Here is a 14,609-nt window from a genome sequence, read left to right on the forward strand (position 1 = left end):
CGCACCGCCTACTCCCGCGGTGCCGTCGCGTCGATCAGCACCGCGTGCAATGCTCGCGCCTGGACACTCGCCTGATCGCCGCGCAGCACGACATCGGCGAATCCGGCGCCGAGGGCCCGGCTCACGTCGAACCCGCGTGCGTTCGTGGCGTCCCCGGCCAACTCGGCACGCCATCGCCGGTAACCGCTGACCACCTCGGCGAGTGTGCTGTACGGTTTCGCCTCCAGACGCAAGTACTCCGCGATCAGGACGCGCTGTGCCTGCTTGCGTGCGAGACCGCCACCGGCGAAGTCGAGTGCCCGGCCGAATTCACGGAGCGTCGCCCGATAGATTTCCGGCTCCGCCGACTCGGCGTCGGACTCCGTCGTTCCGGTCGCGCGCCTCGATTCCTGCGCGGTCCGCTGGTCGAGGGTGATCGACCGACCGGTGCCTGTGCCCGGCGTATCGCGTGGCTCGACACTCCACCACACCGGCCCGGTTTCGGCACCGAGCTCCGCCACCACGACGGCGTCGAGAGCGATCACCGGGTAGTCGGTGAGCACCCGATCGACAGCGGCCAAGAATTCTCGCACGGCCGACACCTGCAAGCCGGGGGTATCGAATCCGACCACCCGCACATCGTGGTGCTCGGCCAGCGTCCGTGCCAGCCAACCGATCACGGGATGCGTTACCGCGCGCGGGCCGGAGCCACGCCGATCGCGCCCGCGCCGCGATTCGTCAGCGGGCTTGTGCGGCCGCGGCGGAGAACCGTACCGAGAACTCGAGGGCCTCGGCTCGGTACCGGCGGGGGGTCCGGCCGTTCTGGGTGGCTGCCCGGACCACGGAGTGTCTGGCCGTCCCGCGACGCCCCGGGGGCCGACCCCTGCCTGCTGACCGGCTGGCGCACGAGGCGAACCGCGGGCGGTGGTCGGGGCGAATACCGCGGAGGTAGGAGGGCGGCGAGCGGAGTCTCCGGCAGGCTTGCCGGAGTTGCCGCTCCCCGGTCCGACTACTCCCCGGTCCGCCTCTCGCCCCGCTGCCCGGCTCGAGAGATCCCGTTGCGGACCGCCCTCGGGCGTGGAGTGTCCGGCGGACGGGTCCGGTGTCCGCACTCCGCCGGGGATGGATGGTTCGGGGAGGTTGGTCCTGTCGGTGGGATGCTCAGGGTTCGTCGGATACGCGGGATTCGTCGGATTCGCAGGGTCTCCCGCGGCCGAAAAGGGTGCTGTGGAATCCGATGTCACGGGTGCCCGAGCGCCGGCGGGCGAGAACGCGCCCGCGCCGGCGTGCGCCCGGGGCTGCGCCGGCTCGCCGATCGGGTCCAGGTCGTCAGCAGTAGTGCCGACCCGGCCGGCGCCGTACCTGTCCTGCACTTCGAATTGACTTGCGGCGTCCACTATTCCAGCGGCGGTGCTGTGCAGGCTCTCCTCCATTGCCCGCAGATTGGCCAGCAACTGGTCCGCATGCGGCTTGAACTCCTTGGCGAACGCCAAACCCAGATCATCGTCACCCCAACTGCCTTCGGCGTGGGCCAGGGAATCGCGCAGTCCCGCATAGGTTTGCCCCACGCGGTCCCCGAGCGCGGCCAACCGTGCTCCCCGATCACGCAGGAGGTCGGGATCCAACCGGAGTTCGTCGTTCACGTCGCGATCCCCCCTTCGCTCAGGCTCGGCCGGTGCCGCGCAGCCGGAACCGTCGCTCGAAACCGGCGACGAACACCGACAGCGGCACCGACGTTGTCGAGCGTTCCACAACGCCGTCGTCGGCGACATAGAAGACCGCGCGGTCCAACGCAATTCCGCCATCGGGCACCGGCGAACGTACTATCCAGCCCACGCTGATCCGATCGGCCCGCAACGTCGACAGCGGGTATCCCACAGTGTCATAACTGCGTCGTCGGATGTGTTCCCGGACCAGTTCGATGGCATCCGCTTCGCCGATGCCCTCGGCGTGGTTCGCGTCCAGATCCGCGAGCACGAATTGGAACATCGCACCATCGATGTCGGTGCCATCACCGTCACCGAAAGCCTGCACGATCGCCTCGCGAGTCACCGCACCGGCCTGCGCCGCCGACACCAACATTTGCGCCGCGTCCGACCTACTACCCGACCGGTCGTCCAGCAGGTTGCCGACGACGCCCGCCAGCGTGCCGACCGTCCACACCGCCGGCATCGCCGGCGCGCATTCTGGTATCGGCGCGGATTCACCGCGGTACCACCGTCCGGCCTCCCACCAGTAACAAAACGACAGCAAACCGGTTGCCGCCCGCGGATTGAGCACCGGGTCGGCCACCCAATCCGGCGCTCCGGCAAACAAATCCGGCATACCCGCGCCCGCGTTGTACGCGGCGTCCAGCACCGGCGCATCCCACACACCACCCGACAGCACTGCCCGGTCGCCGGGCAGCAGCGTCAGCGTCGAACCACTGCGTCCTGCGCCTTCGAAGATGCCCACCGCCGGACCGATCCGTGGCCCCTGCCCTGACCCGATCGCCACGAAGGCTGCCGCCAGCACCGCCCACCGAGCCCACAACACGGCCAGCTCCGGCAGTTCGTTATCCACGGCCACTGCTCGCACACCCGCACGCTGGTCCGCGCGCATCGCGGCGGCGGCGGCGCGCGGCGACCGCGTACGACTCTCGCCACGCCCGAGGTAGGCCGCCAACCACACCGGCAGCCGATCCCGCGGATAGCGTTCCAAATCGGCCAGGTAGGCCTCCGGCGCGAACAACTGCTCACCGGGGAACGGCACCGCACCGTGATCGGCAGCAACCTCGACACCGTCCACATCGATGCGCACCAGCAGTCGCCACCACGGCCCGCCGTCGGCCTCTGCCGACAGCTGCCGATGCCTGCGCACCGCATCCCACACCGCATCCGGTACCGGCCACCGGAACGACCGGACACCGTCGTCGACCACCAGCAGCGCCGATTCGGCCACCACGGTCATCGCGAACCACGCCTCCAGCCGCCGCCAGCCGGGCGGGGCCACCTCGCGCAGCCCGCCCGCGATCCGATCGGCCAACCCGGCCGGCTCGTCATCCCCGCCTGCGTCACGGCACTCTCCGTGCTCCGGGAACGACGAACGCGCCGAAATGCCGGAGGGCCCAATGCGCGACCTCGACCACGAGCAGTTCACGAGCAGTCCCTACATCGCCTGGATCGGTACGTCCTCAGAATCTGGAACGCCCCAAGCAGAAGATTTCGCACTTCACGTTCCAGCGCAATACCGGTATTCACCAGCCATGGCAAGCCCTCCGGTCGGTGCCAGGCAAGGCTTTGCGTGATGGTGGTCGGTGTCAGGGCCGGATCGTCGGCGCGCCTCGGACCAGTCCAAGGGTCGCCGCGGCACCCCGAAGGCCGTGGGTCGACAGTCGCCTCGCGAACGGTCGCTCAAGTCTCGCGCGTGGCTTTTGTGTAGCGGGCGGCGATTATCGTGACGGCGGCTGCAAGTTCCGGTGCCTGTTCGGTGTCGAGGTGGAAGTCGAGGTCCATTGCGGCGAGGTATGCCGCGAGGAGTTGGGGGCTTTGAGCTCCAGCTTCCAACACGCTGGTGTGTGAATCGATCGGTTCGACGGTCCAGATGCCGGCGGGGATGCGCGCTGCGACGGCGTCGGCGGGCGCGTGAACTGTGACTCGTGCGGTGTAGTTCCATAGTGCTGCCATCCGCCCGCGGGTCACGAAGGTCGCCAGATCCGGTCCGGGAAGTTCTCTGATCGTGAAGCCCGGCCCGGTCGGTGTCTTCGGGTCGATGCGATCGACGCGATAGCAACGCCAGTCGTGGCGATCGAGGCCGTAGCCGACGAGGTACCAGCGTCCGCCGCTGTGCACCATCCGGTGTGGTTCGACTCGACGACAACTGGTCGTCGCGTGCCGATCGGAGTAGTCGAATCGGAGTATCTCGGTGCGCTCGATCGCCGTGGCGACAGCCCGAAAAACGCTGGTGTGCAACAGGTTACCGGCATCGAGTACCGGCTCGGTTGCCGAGCGCACCGTGTGCAGCCGGTGACGGAGCCGAGGTGGGAGCAATTGTTCCAGTTTGGCGGCCGCCCTGCCCGCGGCGTCACCGATACCGACCACGCCCGCGCGCGCCGCGGTGCGTAGAGCCACCGCGATTGCGACGGCCTCGTCGTCATCCAATTGCAGGGGAGGCAGCGTGGCACCGGCACGGAGTCGGTACCCGCCGGCCACACCGGGCGCAGCGTCGATCTCATAGTCCAGCCGCCGCAGCCGGGCGATATCGACACGGATCGTGCGAGGGTTCACGCCCAGACGAGTAGCCAACTCTGCCTCGGTCCAGCAACGCTGGGTCTGCAGCAAACCGAGCAGCCGCAAAAGCCGGACAGTGGTATCGACCATGCCGATCAGCCTCTCATCTATCGCGGAGCGATTCGTGCCGCGATAGATGCCACTGTTACCGACATGACCACTTCGTTGAATCCCGCCGCCAGTTCCCCCAGTCGCTGGCCGGTCGCGGCGCCCTGATCACCGGGGGTTCGCACGGAATCGGTCGCGCCATCACTGCCAGGTTGGCCGCCTCAGGTGCCACTGACCGTGCCGGGGCACTGGTTCGGGCTGCGGCTGCCGTGGCCACCCCGTCCGGTCGCGGAACCTCAGCACGCCCATCTCACCGATCCCGGCCCGATCGCGCGTAGCCGCTCCTTCGTGACGCTGGCGCTCGCGTTGAGTGCCGCGGGGTTCGCGTCGTTCGCGGTGGTGGTCACCCTGGTTCCGCTGCTGACCGAACGCGGTCTCGACAACGGCCTGGCGGCGGTCGCGCTCGGGCTCGGCGGCGCCGGGCAGGTCGCGAGCCGTATCGGTTACTCCGCGTTCGCCGCGCGCACCAGCATCCGCACCCGCACCGTGGTGATACTGCTCGCCATCGCCGCGACCACCGCCCTGCTGGGGGTCCTCACCACCGCGTGGACGTTGATCACAGCTGCGATCGCCGCCCGGCATGTCACGCGGAGTGTTCACCCTGTTGCAAGCCACCGCTGTCAGCGACCGCTGGGGAACCGGGCACTACGGGCATCTCACCGGCCTGCTTGCGGCACCGCTGATGATCAGCATGGCCTCGGCGCCGTTCGCCGCCACCGCTCTGGCATCTGTCTTGGGCGGATACGCCACCGCCTTCCTGCTCCTGGCCGCTCTCGCCGCCGCAGCCGCCGTTCTGTCGACCGCGAGCATCCCGAAATCCAGACCGAAGTGACAGAGCGCCCGTGCCCGCGCGCTTTATCCCGGGTGCGGCATCGCACCAGCCGGAATCAGAGAATTGCCGATGAGCGAGCGATAGGTCGCGGCCCGTCCTGTGTGTCAGCGCTCTCGTCCCAGCTGGGCGAGCCGGGTGAGGGCGGGCAGCGCGGCGGCGAGTGCCCGACGATGGGCGGGGCTCAGTTCGGCGACCATCGGAACCAGGTACCGGACCCGGTCGTCGTGGCGGGCCTGCCGCACCTGCCTGCCTGCCTCGGTGAGGTGCACGATCACGGCCCGTCCATCGCCAGGGTCACGGCGGCGCTGTACCAGCCCGTCGCGCTGCAAGCGCGCGATGAGTTGAGTGATGCCCGGCTGGGTCAGCTGCTCGGTCTCGGTCAGATCGGTCAGCCGCGCCGCGCCCCGCTGGGCCAGGGTGTCGAGCACCGACAGTGTGGTGAACGGCAGCTTCTCCTGTACCGGGATGCGGATATAGACGCGGTTGAAGTCCTCGATCGCCTCGGCGAAGGCGTTCACGTCGAAATCGTCGATGTCGTCCACGCGACCAACTATATCTCGGACTTATGAAAGTTGCTTAAATAAGCTACTTATGTAAAGTTGAAGCCCAAACGGCGCAGGAGGCCAGATGACCGAGAGAACCCACGATGCCCGACCGTTCCCCTTGGCGCCGACGAAGATCGAGGTCCCCGACAGCGTCCTCACCGACCTGCGGCAGCGCCTGGATCTGACCCGCCTGCCCGACGACGTGGGCAATGAAGACTGGTATTACGGCGTTCCTCGTAGCTATCTCCAGGAGCTGGTGGACTACTGGCGCAGCGGATACGACTGGCGCGCAGCCGAAGCCGAGATCAATACCTACCAGCATTTCCAGGTCGAAATCGACCATGTACCAGTGCATTTCATGCGCAGGCCTGGCGTAGGCCCGGATCCGGCGCCGCTGATTCTGACACATGGCTGGCCCTGGACGTTCTGGCACTGGTCCAAGGTCGCCGACTCGCTGGCGGATCCCGGGGCGCACGGCGGTGATCCGGCCGAAGCGTTCGACGTGATCGTGCCCTCGTTTCCCGGCTTCGGGTTCTCCAGCCCGCTGACGAACCGCCCGGATCTGAACTTCTGGAAGGTCGCCGACCTCTGGCACACGCTCATGACCGAAGTTCTGGGCTACGAGAAGTACGGTGCCGCCGGCTGCGACGTGGGCGCGCTGGTCACCGCGCAGCTCGGCCACAAGTACGCCGACGAGCTGTACGCCATCCACATCGGATCCGGACTGAAACTCGACTTCTTCAACGGCGATCGTGCCTGGGACTTCAGCGGCGGACAGCCGAACCCCGGCGACCTGCCCGCGGAGGTGCGCGCACGAATCGTGGAGCTGGACAGGCGTTTCGCCGTCCACCTGGCGGCACACCTCCTCGCACCCAGCACCCTAGCCCACGCCCTGTCCGATTCCCCGGCGGGCATGCTGGCCTGGATGCTGGAACGGTGGTTCAAATGGAGCGACAACGGCGGCGACATCGAAACCGTCTTCAGCAAGGATGACCTCCTCACGCACGCCACGATCTACTGGGCCACCAATACCATCGGCACCTCGATACGCCTCTACGCCAACCACAACCGCTACCCCTGGACGCCTTCCCATGACCGTCTCCCGGTCGTGCAAGCCCCCACCGGTATCACCTTCGTCGGCTACGAGAACCCGCCCGGCGTCAGCACCGCCCAACGCGTCGAACACTTCCGCGCCGGCGACCGCGCCCAGTGGTACAACCACGTCAACCTCACCGTTCACGACCACGGCGGCCACTTCATACCCTGGGAAATCCCCGATCAATGGACCGACGACCTACGCCGCACCTTCCGGGGACTGCGCTGACACACGACGAACTCAGCACCAAGGGGAGCTGCTGGACCTCGAGTTCGGGGCCTTCACCGCTTCGCACAACGCCGTGACGACAGGCTTGGCCGTGCCGGCGCCAGATGTCTTGGACCGCTGCCGTCATCCGGAGACGCGACAGAACAATGGGTTCTGCCGCGCTGGCCAAGGGTCCGCCCTGGACCGACCAACCGAGCACAGGGCGGATCCATGGCGGTCTTTTTGCGACAGCGCCCGGAGGACCGAACAGCCCGCTGCTGCTGACTCAGTTCGTGTGGGGGTGGTTCTTGTGCGGGTGCCGGATGGAGTCGCCCCCCTTTGTCTCGTGCAGCCGCCCGAACCGGCTGGCGAGCAGATGCGCCATACTCTCGGCCGCGCCCCGGCAGGCGTCATCGATCGTCGCGGCGTTGTGGGTCACCGCGACCGGCTGCTGACCAGTTGGGCGAGCCTGCAGCACGCAACGCTTGTCGTCCGGTCCGCCTTTGCCCGCGTTCTGGTCACTGAGGTGGGCTTCGACGCTGGTGATCTGGTCGATGAAGCGCTCGAGTGCCGACTCGATCTCCTCCTCCACGTGCCGGATCAGCTTTTCGCCGCTGTCGATGTTGCTGTCGGTGTTGATCTGAATCTGCATGTGCGTATCCATTCCGGTAGGTGGCAACTGTTACTCGGACGGAGGGCGGATGGGGTTCGTCGTCGACTCCACCGCCGTAGCCTGCTCCGCGTATACCCCCGTACTCACCCCTAATCCCCGATGATCATCGGACCGAGCGATTTGGGTCGCCCAACTGTTGCGAAGCGAGGCCCAGCCCGCCAACCGTCTACGCCCCCTGCGCGGTCTCCGCAGCCACGAGCGTCTCCGGGAAGCCGGCGGTCAGCAGCGACAACGAGGTAGGGGCCACAATCGCCGCACCGACGCCCTGCAGGGCGCGCGCCGCGATCATCCATCCACCGGTCGGTGACACCCCGACCAGCAGCGAGGCCGGCGCGAACACTGCCGGCCCGGCCACGAACACCCGACGCCGTCCCAGCAGGTCACCGGCGCGCGCCCCGAGCAGCAGCAGGCCACCGAAGACCAGTGTGTAGGCGTCCTGCACCCACGACAGCCCGGTCACGCTCAGGTTCAGGGCGTCGTCGATGCTCGGCAGCGCGGTGAAGATGATCGAGTTGTCCAGCAAGATCATGAAGTAGCTGACCAGCACGATCGAGCCGAAGCGCAGTGGCTCAGCGGTGTCGATCGGCTGGAGAGCTAGCGTGGGCACTGTCACGAGCTGTATGCCAAGCACAGATGATCGTCCCCGATCGGGTGCTGGTGGTCGCCTCCGAAGTGGACCTGTGTCCGGGCAACACGTATCGGGCTGTCCACCAGATGAGCGATCACGCCGACGCTGATGTGTATCACGACGGTGTGCCGATCGCCTATCCGAACTGATCCGCGGCAGGCGCGCACACCTTCCATTGGTCGTCTTCTTTGCGGAGATACAGTGGCCGGGGCTCGCTCGGCGGGCGCGCGACCTGAGCCGAGGCGATGTCACCCCGGATGACGATGCCGGAGATGTCGACCGAGCGCCGCTGGTCGTCACCGGTCGAGCCGCCTTGCTCGGCTTCTTCGCCACCGGAGACCCGGTCGGAGAAGATCGCGGCCTCCTCGGCGCAGAGCAGTTCGACCACCTGCTGCGTGCTGCCCGACTCCACGGCGTCCGCGAAATCTCCGAGCACCGAGCGTATCTGCGCATCATCGGTGAGTTCCGTTCGCGCCTGCTGGATCACGAGCGCGGTAGCGCCACCGGTCCCGCCCAGCGCGAAAAGCGTGATGAGCGCGATGAACCCGGTGCGAGAGAGCTGGAATCGAGGTGATGGTGAATCGGTCACGACTGCCTGCTCCCCCAGGTAGATGGCGATAATCTCCACCGTAGCCCACCGTCGGAACATGATGCTACCGTTGGGATTACGGAGGGGACCATGTCGCATCGGCCTGCTGAATCCAGCCGCCTCGGCATAGTGATGACGGCGGCACTCCTGGTGTGCGCCGTGTTGGTCGGCGCTCCGGTGGGGAGCGCTCAACCGCCTCCTCCGCCGCTGCCGACGACTACGCAGCCCGCTCCCAAGCCCCCGAAACGGTTGTGTGAAGCGCAAGAAGTAGCCGTTGAGCGTGTCGAACAGGCAATCGCGCAACACAATGCGCGCCCGAATGTGTTCGATCCGCGCCAGCGAGCGGCGTACGAAGCGTACAACGACGAGGCCCGCAGGCTGAATCAGGAATACGCCACCGCGAAAGACAACCTACGCAGATGCGTCGGCACCGTGCAGCGATTGGCGGATGCCGGCCTGGCGGCTCAGGCGTCCCCGCGTCAGATCGACAGCGCCAACGCCGCGAAGAACAAGGTCCCGCCCGGCTACACACTGCCCTACCCCAGCGGCGGCAAGCAGGGATACTCCGTGCCGAGGCAATCACCCGCTCGCGAGCTGTACGAGGTCATGCGCGAGATCAGTCCGCCCAGCAAGAGCAAGGTCACCGGTCCGCTCCAAGGGCAGTCCCGGCCTGCTGTCGGCGACCGCGACCCGGCCTATCCGGGCGGCCGGATAGGCAAGGACGCCAAAGGAGGCTCAGCGGTATCTCTGGACCACGTCGTGCCCCTGGCCGAACTGTTCCACATGCCGGGATTCCTCGCCCTGACGCCCGAATACATGATCATGGTCGCCAATGCCGCGCTCGATCTGCAATGGCTGTCCTTCTCCGCGAACCGGGCCAAGGGATCACGCAGCGTAGGTGACATACTCGGGGTCGACCCGAACTGGCAGACCGCGCAGGTGGCCCTGGAGAACCGGGTCAGAGCGGAACTGATGCGCGTGATCCAGGATCTTCTCGAATTTCAGGGAGGCGGATAGTGCCCCGGATCGACCCCGAGGACATCGTCACCGCCCTCGACGAGGACAGCCCGGTCGTCTTCGTCGACGCCACGACGGTGGACAGCGCTCCGGTCCCGGCCCGGTGGCGCCCGATCGCGGAATCGGACGACCCGGCCGATCGGGGGCGGCTCGCGCGTTCCCTATGGAACAGCGATCTGGTCGGCCTGGTTCCGAATTTCACCGCGGCGCTCGATGAACAGCTCGCCGACGTGCGCGTCTGCATGCTGCGCGGCGAGTGCGTGCTCGTCTACGCCGCCGTGGGCGTCGACGAACCGTGGGTGGTGTGGATCGGTTGGGACCCGGATTCCGCCCGCGATTTCACGCCACCGCTCTGGGCGGGCATACCCACCCCGATCCGCGTCTTCCTGCGGGAAGTGCATGCCGGTTACACCGCTGAGGACTGGGAGTCCTACGGGCTACTGACCCCCCGCACCATGCGTACCTATGCCGCCGAGGCGGGTCTGCCTGACGGGATTCCCGGCTGGGACCGAGAGATCGACGCAACCCGGCTGCTTCGCATCGGCAAGACCTACAGCGGGGTCACCTACTGGGTCTCTCCCGACCTGCCCCCCGACAAGGTCGTCGTCACCTATGAACGGGACTTCGACATCGAAGACCTGGCCCCTGAGTTGGACAAACTCTTGTCCTACCGCATTGCGTGACCGCCGCTGTCCAGACATCCGATCCGACTGTGAAGCGAAAGTTCGTCGCGCAACATGGTTCCGGTTGATCCGGCCGCAGCGCCGCCGGTAAACGCTCGACTCGCTCCGCGCCATAGTCTCACCCGTCGAGACCATGCCATACTGTCAGGTTGCTTTCGCTGACGGTACGGGGGGGAACATGGTCACGAACCACACCGAACACGGACGCGCAGTAAGCTTTTCCGCATCGGGCACCCCATCGTCGTTTCGCTCGGTGCGCGGGCTGGGGCTCGTCATCGTCGCCGCGGCCACAGCGGTGACGGGTCTGCGCGCGGTCGAGCTGGTGTTGACCTGGCAGCTGAGTACGCGGCTTCAGGAATGGGAAGCGGACGGGTACGGCGGCACCGAGGATTCGGTGCAGCAGTGGGTGGCGGCCGTCGGTGCCATCACGTGGATCGCCATGTGCCTGCAGATGCTCACGGGTCTGCTGTTCATCGCCTGGGTCTACCGTGCCCGGCGGAATGCGGAATTGCTGTGCTCGGCGAGGCATCGGCTTCCCGGCGTGTGGGCCATCGTAGGTTTTCTCCCGGTGGTGAACTGGGTGATTCCGCCCATTCTGGTCGACGACATCCAGCGGGCGAGCGATCCGGCCACACCCCGGAACGCCATGCGCCTGCCTCCCTCCTCGACGACGGGGTACGTCGTCGCCTGGTGGTTTTCCTTCGTCCTCGCAGCCACCTTGTATTTCCTGGCCTACCTGCTCTCGATCGGCGTCAGACGGGGACTCGAGGATTCCGCGGGGTCCGCGGACGCGGGGTTGCTGGTCCACTGCACGGGCTTGATCCTGCTCACCACCGCCGCCGGTCTGCTCACCGTGCTGCTGACCCGGATCGGGCGTTGGCAAGCCGCGCGGGCGGAGCACCTCGCCGCCGATCCGGAGCCGGAACCGGCTGCCGTGTCACCGGCTGCGGCGCCATCGGCCCCGGGCGTTCGCCCCGTGCCGCAGCTCGCGCCGGGCGGCGGCCTCGGCCTCGTCGCGGCGGTGCTGAGCTGTACTGTCGTCGCCGGGCCCGCGTTGATCGCCATCGCCTCGCCCCACTATCAGACGGTGCGTGACGCTCCGACCGGCACGGCCGAATACGAGGCCGCAATGGATGCGTGGGCACCGCTCACGCTCCTGGGAATCCTCGCTTGGGGCTTCACCATGACGCTCGCAGGCGTGCTATTCCTGTGCTGGTTGTGGCGGGCCAGAATCAATGCCGAACATCTCGATCCGAGTGCCCATACGCTCAGGCGTGGCTGGACCATCGGCAGCTGGTTTCTTCCCCTCGGAAATCTTGTCCTCCCCGCGCTTGTCGTCGGCGACGTGCACCGAGCCGGCCGCGCGCCCGTGGCGGGCGACGCCGCCTCGACGAGTTACAGCCCGCTGGTGGCGTTCTGGTGGCTGAGCTGGCTCACGACCTGGATATGGACCTGGCTCGCGCTCTTGCTCCAGCAGCCGATCCTGTGGTGGGCGACGACGGCGTTCTTCGCGCTGACCGCGGCTCTGCTCGTCCCGGTCATCCGGCAGATCGACGGCGGGCAGCAGGCGGCAGCGGACCAGCCATACCCTGTCCGGCAGGCGACGACTTCCTAGTACTCCAGCCGGACTTCGCCCTCAGGGGGTAATTGCTCCACCGCCGACAGCCGCGTCGACCAACCTCCAGGCTTGCCGATACATCGGCTCAGCTGTCGGATGTCAGCAATTCCCACGACAGCAGGGTTTCCAGCTGGGGATCTTCGTTCCGCCACGCGCGATACACGGTGTACACGATGTACGCGAGATCCTTTCCGGCGATGGTGTACGCGCCGGTAATCCTGGCGCGGTAGTGCTTGTCCGGGCCGCCGTCGCGGAACTGGACGTCATAGTCGATGTCAACCTCTTCGTCGGCATTCGGGTCCTGGTCACCGACGTAATCGAGGTGAATTTGGAAGTAGAACTGGCCCGTCGGCTCGCGATCGAGCCTTTCCACGATCGCGAACGGCCAGCGTGCGTTCAGGCCCGCGAAGAGGTCGTGCACTTGGGTGTCGGTCGGATCATCCAGTGTCTGTCCGCTCGCATCGGATGCTCGAAGTCTCGGGGCACTCACACGAACGATCGTAGAGACCGCGATTCGGGAGATACCGACACCGACCCACCCGGGTATCGGTGGCTGCTGATCCCCCGCAACCGCAGCACCGGTGAGCCGGCTTATTACCGCTGCCACGCACCCGAACCCGTGCCGTTGCACAGGCTCGTCACCGTCACCGTCACCGTCGCCGGCTGCCGACGGTCGATCGAGGTCCGCCGTCGAACACTCCAGCACCAGCCACGCAGACGACCGCTGCGTCCACCATGCCAACGGCAACCATCACCGTCGAGCAGCCCGCACCTCAGCCATTCGTTCCAGCCCCCGCACCAACCCCGGCTCCCGCACCAACTGCGGAGCCGGCTCCGGCCCCCGCAACGGCTCAGCCCCGGCCTCCTTCAACTGCCGGTGTCTTCTATCCTGACTGCGACGCAGCTCGCGCCGCCCCGTTGCACCGCAGCGAGCCCGGCCACAGACCACAGTTGAACAGCGACCACGACGGCGTGGCCTGCAAAGCTCGCCGCCGCTGACGGAAAATGCCGCGCCACTCGATGATTCGTTCTACGCCCCCTTGGCGAGCACGAGCAAACTGTAGTGCCGACTTCGTAGCCACAGGTGGAGGGGCGTCGAGAATCGTTCGGCTCTTCGACATCTCGGGGCACGAGCCGGGTGCGGCCGGTCGGCCGAAGTCACCCTGAATCACGTGTGTCGCCGGACGTGTTGAGAACGCTGTCGGACGACCGCGACGTGTTCCGGTCAGGGGTCCCTGCCGAGTTCATGGAGCCACCAGCCACTCCCGAGAGCTGGGATGGCACCCAGTTCGTCTTCGTGAACTCGGAGAAATCAGCCGAATAGCGTCCACAAGGCGCGAGAGGCATTTCAGGCTGACGCTGTCCAGCCTGGTCGCTGCTGTCCAGGTGGGGTGTACCTCAGGCGGACACTTTGCGCGGGGACGGCCGCAGAGGTGCAGTCCTGTCTGCCGAACCGGGCGAGGTAGTGCCAGACCTTCTTCAGTCCCTGGGGGTCGGCCCAGGATCGAGCAGCACCGAGGACTCGCGGAGTTAATTTTCCGTGCTCGTCGGCAACTGCTTCGCCCAGCTCGACCACCGAGGGGCCGCGGTAGGCGGGGTTCGCGCGAATTCGGTCGACTTCGAGGGTGTAACCGTCGTGCCAGCCGAGCGGGCAGGGCAGTGTGGTGGCGGTGGCGTGGATCGGGGTGTCTCGGTAGCTCGGGTCGAGGATCAGTTCTTCCACATCGCGGTCCAGCAAAAGCGGGCCGTGCAGGTGCGCTTCGATGTAGTGGTCGAGCGGGTCGGTCACGGTCGTCGCCTCCACCATGCCGACGAGGTTCATCCGGGCGGCGGTGCCGAAGGCGTCGGGTTCGAACACGCTGTCGGGGAAACAGAACGTGGTGCGCTCCAGGGTGTGGGCGGCCAGGCGCAGGTAGCACGAGCCGAAGCGGGGTGAGCCGCCGTAGCGGTCAGGCCGGTGGTTCAGCGAGCCGTATTTCGGGCGGGCCGAGGCAGGTGCCGAGTCGTAGCAGCCGCCGAACATGCGGCTTTCCCACACCCAACGCGCCCCGCCAGGGTGCGCGGTCAGCCCGCCATTGCCCAGCCCGGTCTCGAACTGCGATCGGTACACACCCTCGCGTGCGAGGGCGGCGAGCACGGTCTCCTCCCTGAACACCACATCGGGGTGGAAGTGCACCGTGACGCGCAGTTCACGATCGAGCGCAGCACCGGTGGACAGCGCGGCGACGTGAGCGAGAGCGGCTTCAGCAGCACTGACGGTCTTCTCGTGCTCGCCGGCCGATGACTCCCGTGTGCCGGCAGAGGAGGCGTCCATGTCGATGTTTCTACCGGATCTCTTCAGCGCAAACTCCGCGTCGTGGCGGTGT

16 protein-coding genes are annotated in these 14,609 nt (G+C 67.0%); 7 read left to right on the forward strand and 9 right to left on the reverse strand.

Going from position 1 to position 14,609, the window contains the following annotated elements; translation table 11 throughout:
- Nucleotides 1-8: 8 nt before the first annotated feature.
- The 3 genes from ACGF7Y_RS25910 to ACGF7Y_RS25920 all read right to left on the reverse strand — a co-directional run bounded on the left by ACGF7Y_RS25910 (nucleotide 9) and on the right by ACGF7Y_RS25920 (nucleotide 4,337).
- Entirely contained in the window at nucleotides 9-659 is a 651-nt protein-coding gene (locus ACGF7Y_RS25910; RefSeq protein WP_393237564.1) for a hypothetical protein, read from the reverse strand.
- 982 nt (nucleotides 660-1,641) lie between these two features.
- Nucleotides 1,642-3,003, reverse strand: a complete 1,362-nt coding sequence (locus ACGF7Y_RS25915) for a hypothetical protein (protein WP_393237567.1) — start codon at nucleotides 3,001-3,003, stop codon at nucleotides 1,642-1,644.
- 368 nt (nucleotides 3,004-3,371) lie between these two features.
- Nucleotides 3,372-4,337, reverse strand: a complete 966-nt coding sequence (locus ACGF7Y_RS25920; protein WP_393237570.1) for a helix-turn-helix transcriptional regulator — start codon at nucleotides 4,335-4,337, stop codon at nucleotides 3,372-3,374.
- A 598-nt stretch (nucleotides 4,338-4,935) separates the two neighbouring features.
- On the opposite strand from ACGF7Y_RS25920, the gene ACGF7Y_RS25925 reads away from it, so the two are divergent.
- Nucleotides 4,936-5,187, forward strand: a complete 252-nt coding sequence (locus ACGF7Y_RS25925; protein WP_393237573.1) for a hypothetical protein — start codon at nucleotides 4,936-4,938, stop codon at nucleotides 5,185-5,187.
- Nucleotides 5,188-5,291: 104 nt separating this feature from the next.
- Here the strand turns inward: ACGF7Y_RS25925 and ACGF7Y_RS25930 are convergent, their stop codons facing one another.
- A complete protein-coding gene (locus ACGF7Y_RS25930) occupies nucleotides 5,292-5,729 on the reverse strand; it encodes a MarR family winged helix-turn-helix transcriptional regulator (RefSeq protein ID WP_393237576.1) in 438 nt (145 codons plus the stop codon).
- A gap of 85 nt (nucleotides 5,730-5,814) precedes the next feature.
- On the opposite strand from ACGF7Y_RS25930, the gene ACGF7Y_RS25935 reads away from it, so the two are divergent.
- Complete coding sequence (locus ACGF7Y_RS25935; protein ID WP_393237579.1) at nucleotides 5,815-7,056, forward strand: epoxide hydrolase family protein; 1,242 nt, start codon at nucleotides 5,815-5,817, stop codon at nucleotides 7,054-7,056.
- Between the two features lie 265 nt (nucleotides 7,057-7,321).
- Here the strand turns inward: ACGF7Y_RS25935 and ACGF7Y_RS25940 are convergent, their stop codons facing one another.
- Together ACGF7Y_RS25940 and ACGF7Y_RS25945 are read right to left on the reverse strand one after the other, a co-directional pair.
- Nucleotides 7,322-7,687: an HPF/RaiA family ribosome-associated protein gene (locus tag ACGF7Y_RS25940; RefSeq protein ID WP_393237582.1), complete on the reverse strand. Its 366-nt coding sequence runs from the start codon at nucleotides 7,685-7,687 to the stop codon at nucleotides 7,322-7,324.
- 187 nt (nucleotides 7,688-7,874) lie between these two features.
- Complete coding sequence (locus ACGF7Y_RS25945; protein ID WP_393237585.1) at nucleotides 7,875-8,321, reverse strand: MFS transporter; 447 nt, start codon at nucleotides 8,319-8,321, stop codon at nucleotides 7,875-7,877.
- 20 nt (nucleotides 8,322-8,341) lie between these two features.
- Here ACGF7Y_RS25945 and ACGF7Y_RS25950 point away from each other — a divergent pair, with 20 nt between their 5' ends.
- The gene (locus tag ACGF7Y_RS25950; RefSeq protein WP_393237588.1) at nucleotides 8,342-8,485 is read left to right on the forward strand and encodes a hypothetical protein; all 144 of its coding nucleotides are present in this window, start codon (nucleotides 8,342-8,344) and stop codon (nucleotides 8,483-8,485) included.
- On the opposite strand, the gene ACGF7Y_RS25955 is transcribed toward ACGF7Y_RS25950, so the two are convergent.
- The gene (locus tag ACGF7Y_RS25955) at nucleotides 8,473-8,964 is read right to left on the reverse strand and encodes a hypothetical protein (protein ID WP_393237591.1); all 492 of its coding nucleotides are present in this window, start codon (nucleotides 8,962-8,964) and stop codon (nucleotides 8,473-8,475) included. The genes ACGF7Y_RS25950 and ACGF7Y_RS25955 overlap by 13 nt on opposite strands.
- 282 nt (nucleotides 8,965-9,246) lie before the next feature.
- On the opposite strand from ACGF7Y_RS25955, the gene ACGF7Y_RS25960 reads away from it, so the two are divergent.
- From ACGF7Y_RS25960 to ACGF7Y_RS25970, 3 genes are all read left to right on the forward strand, one after another.
- On the forward strand, nucleotides 9,247-9,942 hold the full coding sequence (locus tag ACGF7Y_RS25960; protein WP_393237594.1) for a hypothetical protein: 696 nt from the start codon (nucleotides 9,247-9,249) through the stop codon (nucleotides 9,940-9,942).
- A complete protein-coding gene (locus tag ACGF7Y_RS25965; RefSeq protein WP_393237596.1) occupies nucleotides 9,942-10,625 on the forward strand; it encodes a hypothetical protein in 684 nt (227 codons plus the stop codon). The genes ACGF7Y_RS25960 and ACGF7Y_RS25965 overlap by 1 nt, the downstream gene beginning before the upstream one ends.
- Before the next feature lie 178 nt (nucleotides 10,626-10,803).
- Nucleotides 10,804-12,240 (forward strand): DUF4328 domain-containing protein, encoded by a 1,437-nt coding sequence (locus ACGF7Y_RS25970; protein WP_393237599.1) that lies wholly within the window; start codon nucleotides 10,804-10,806, stop codon nucleotides 12,238-12,240.
- An 88-nt stretch (nucleotides 12,241-12,328) separates the two neighbouring features.
- Here the strand turns inward: ACGF7Y_RS25970 and ACGF7Y_RS25975 are convergent, their stop codons facing one another.
- Nucleotides 12,329-12,850, reverse strand: a complete 522-nt coding sequence (locus tag ACGF7Y_RS25975; protein WP_393237602.1) for a hypothetical protein — start codon at nucleotides 12,848-12,850, stop codon at nucleotides 12,329-12,331.
- Between the two features lie 128 nt (nucleotides 12,851-12,978).
- Between ACGF7Y_RS25975 and ACGF7Y_RS25980 the strand changes: the two genes are divergently transcribed.
- Nucleotides 12,979-13,242: an excalibur calcium-binding domain-containing protein gene (locus ACGF7Y_RS25980; RefSeq protein WP_393237605.1), complete on the forward strand. Its 264-nt coding sequence runs from the start codon at nucleotides 12,979-12,981 to the stop codon at nucleotides 13,240-13,242.
- Between the two features lie 349 nt (nucleotides 13,243-13,591).
- Here the strand turns inward: ACGF7Y_RS25980 and ACGF7Y_RS25985 are convergent, their stop codons facing one another.
- Nucleotides 13,592-14,557 carry a DUF3626 domain-containing protein gene (locus ACGF7Y_RS25985; RefSeq protein ID WP_393237608.1) on the reverse strand — a complete coding sequence of 322 codons (966 nt, stop codon included), beginning with the start codon at nucleotides 14,555-14,557 and terminating at the stop codon, nucleotides 13,592-13,594.
- Nucleotides 14,558-14,609: the final 52 nt, after the last annotated feature.

The sequence above is a fragment of the Nocardia sp. NPDC047654 genome (assembly GCF_043205035.1).
GTDB lineage: Bacteria > Actinomycetota > Actinomycetes > Mycobacteriales > Mycobacteriaceae > Nocardia.

Bases quoted from the DNA above. Each gene is read 5' to 3' on its own strand.
- ACGF7Y_RS25920 (WP_393237570.1), bottom strand. From the start codon at position 4,337: ATGGTCGATACCACTGTCCGGCTTTTGCGGCTGCTCGGTTTGCTGCAG.
- ACGF7Y_RS25925 (WP_393237573.1), top strand. From the start codon at position 4,936: ATGTCACGCGGAGTGTTCACCCTGTTGCAAGCCACCGCTGTCAGCGAC.
- ACGF7Y_RS25935 (WP_393237579.1), top strand. From the start codon at position 5,815: ATGACCGAGAGAACCCACGATGCCCGACCGTTCCCCTTGGCGCCGACG.
- ACGF7Y_RS25940 (WP_393237582.1), bottom strand. From the start codon at position 7,687: ATGCAGATTCAGATCAACACCGACAGCAACATCGACAGCGGCGAAAAG.
- ACGF7Y_RS25950 (WP_393237588.1), top strand. From the start codon at position 8,342: ATGATCGTCCCCGATCGGGTGCTGGTGGTCGCCTCCGAAGTGGACCTG.
- ACGF7Y_RS25970 (WP_393237599.1), top strand. From the start codon at position 10,804: ATGGTCACGAACCACACCGAACACGGACGCGCAGTAAGCTTTTCCGCA.
- ACGF7Y_RS25980 (WP_393237605.1), top strand. From the start codon at position 12,979: ATGCCAACGGCAACCATCACCGTCGAGCAGCCCGCACCTCAGCCATTC.
- ACGF7Y_RS25985 (WP_393237608.1), bottom strand. From the start codon at position 14,557: ATGGACGCCTCCTCTGCCGGCACACGGGAGTCATCGGCCGGCGAGCAC.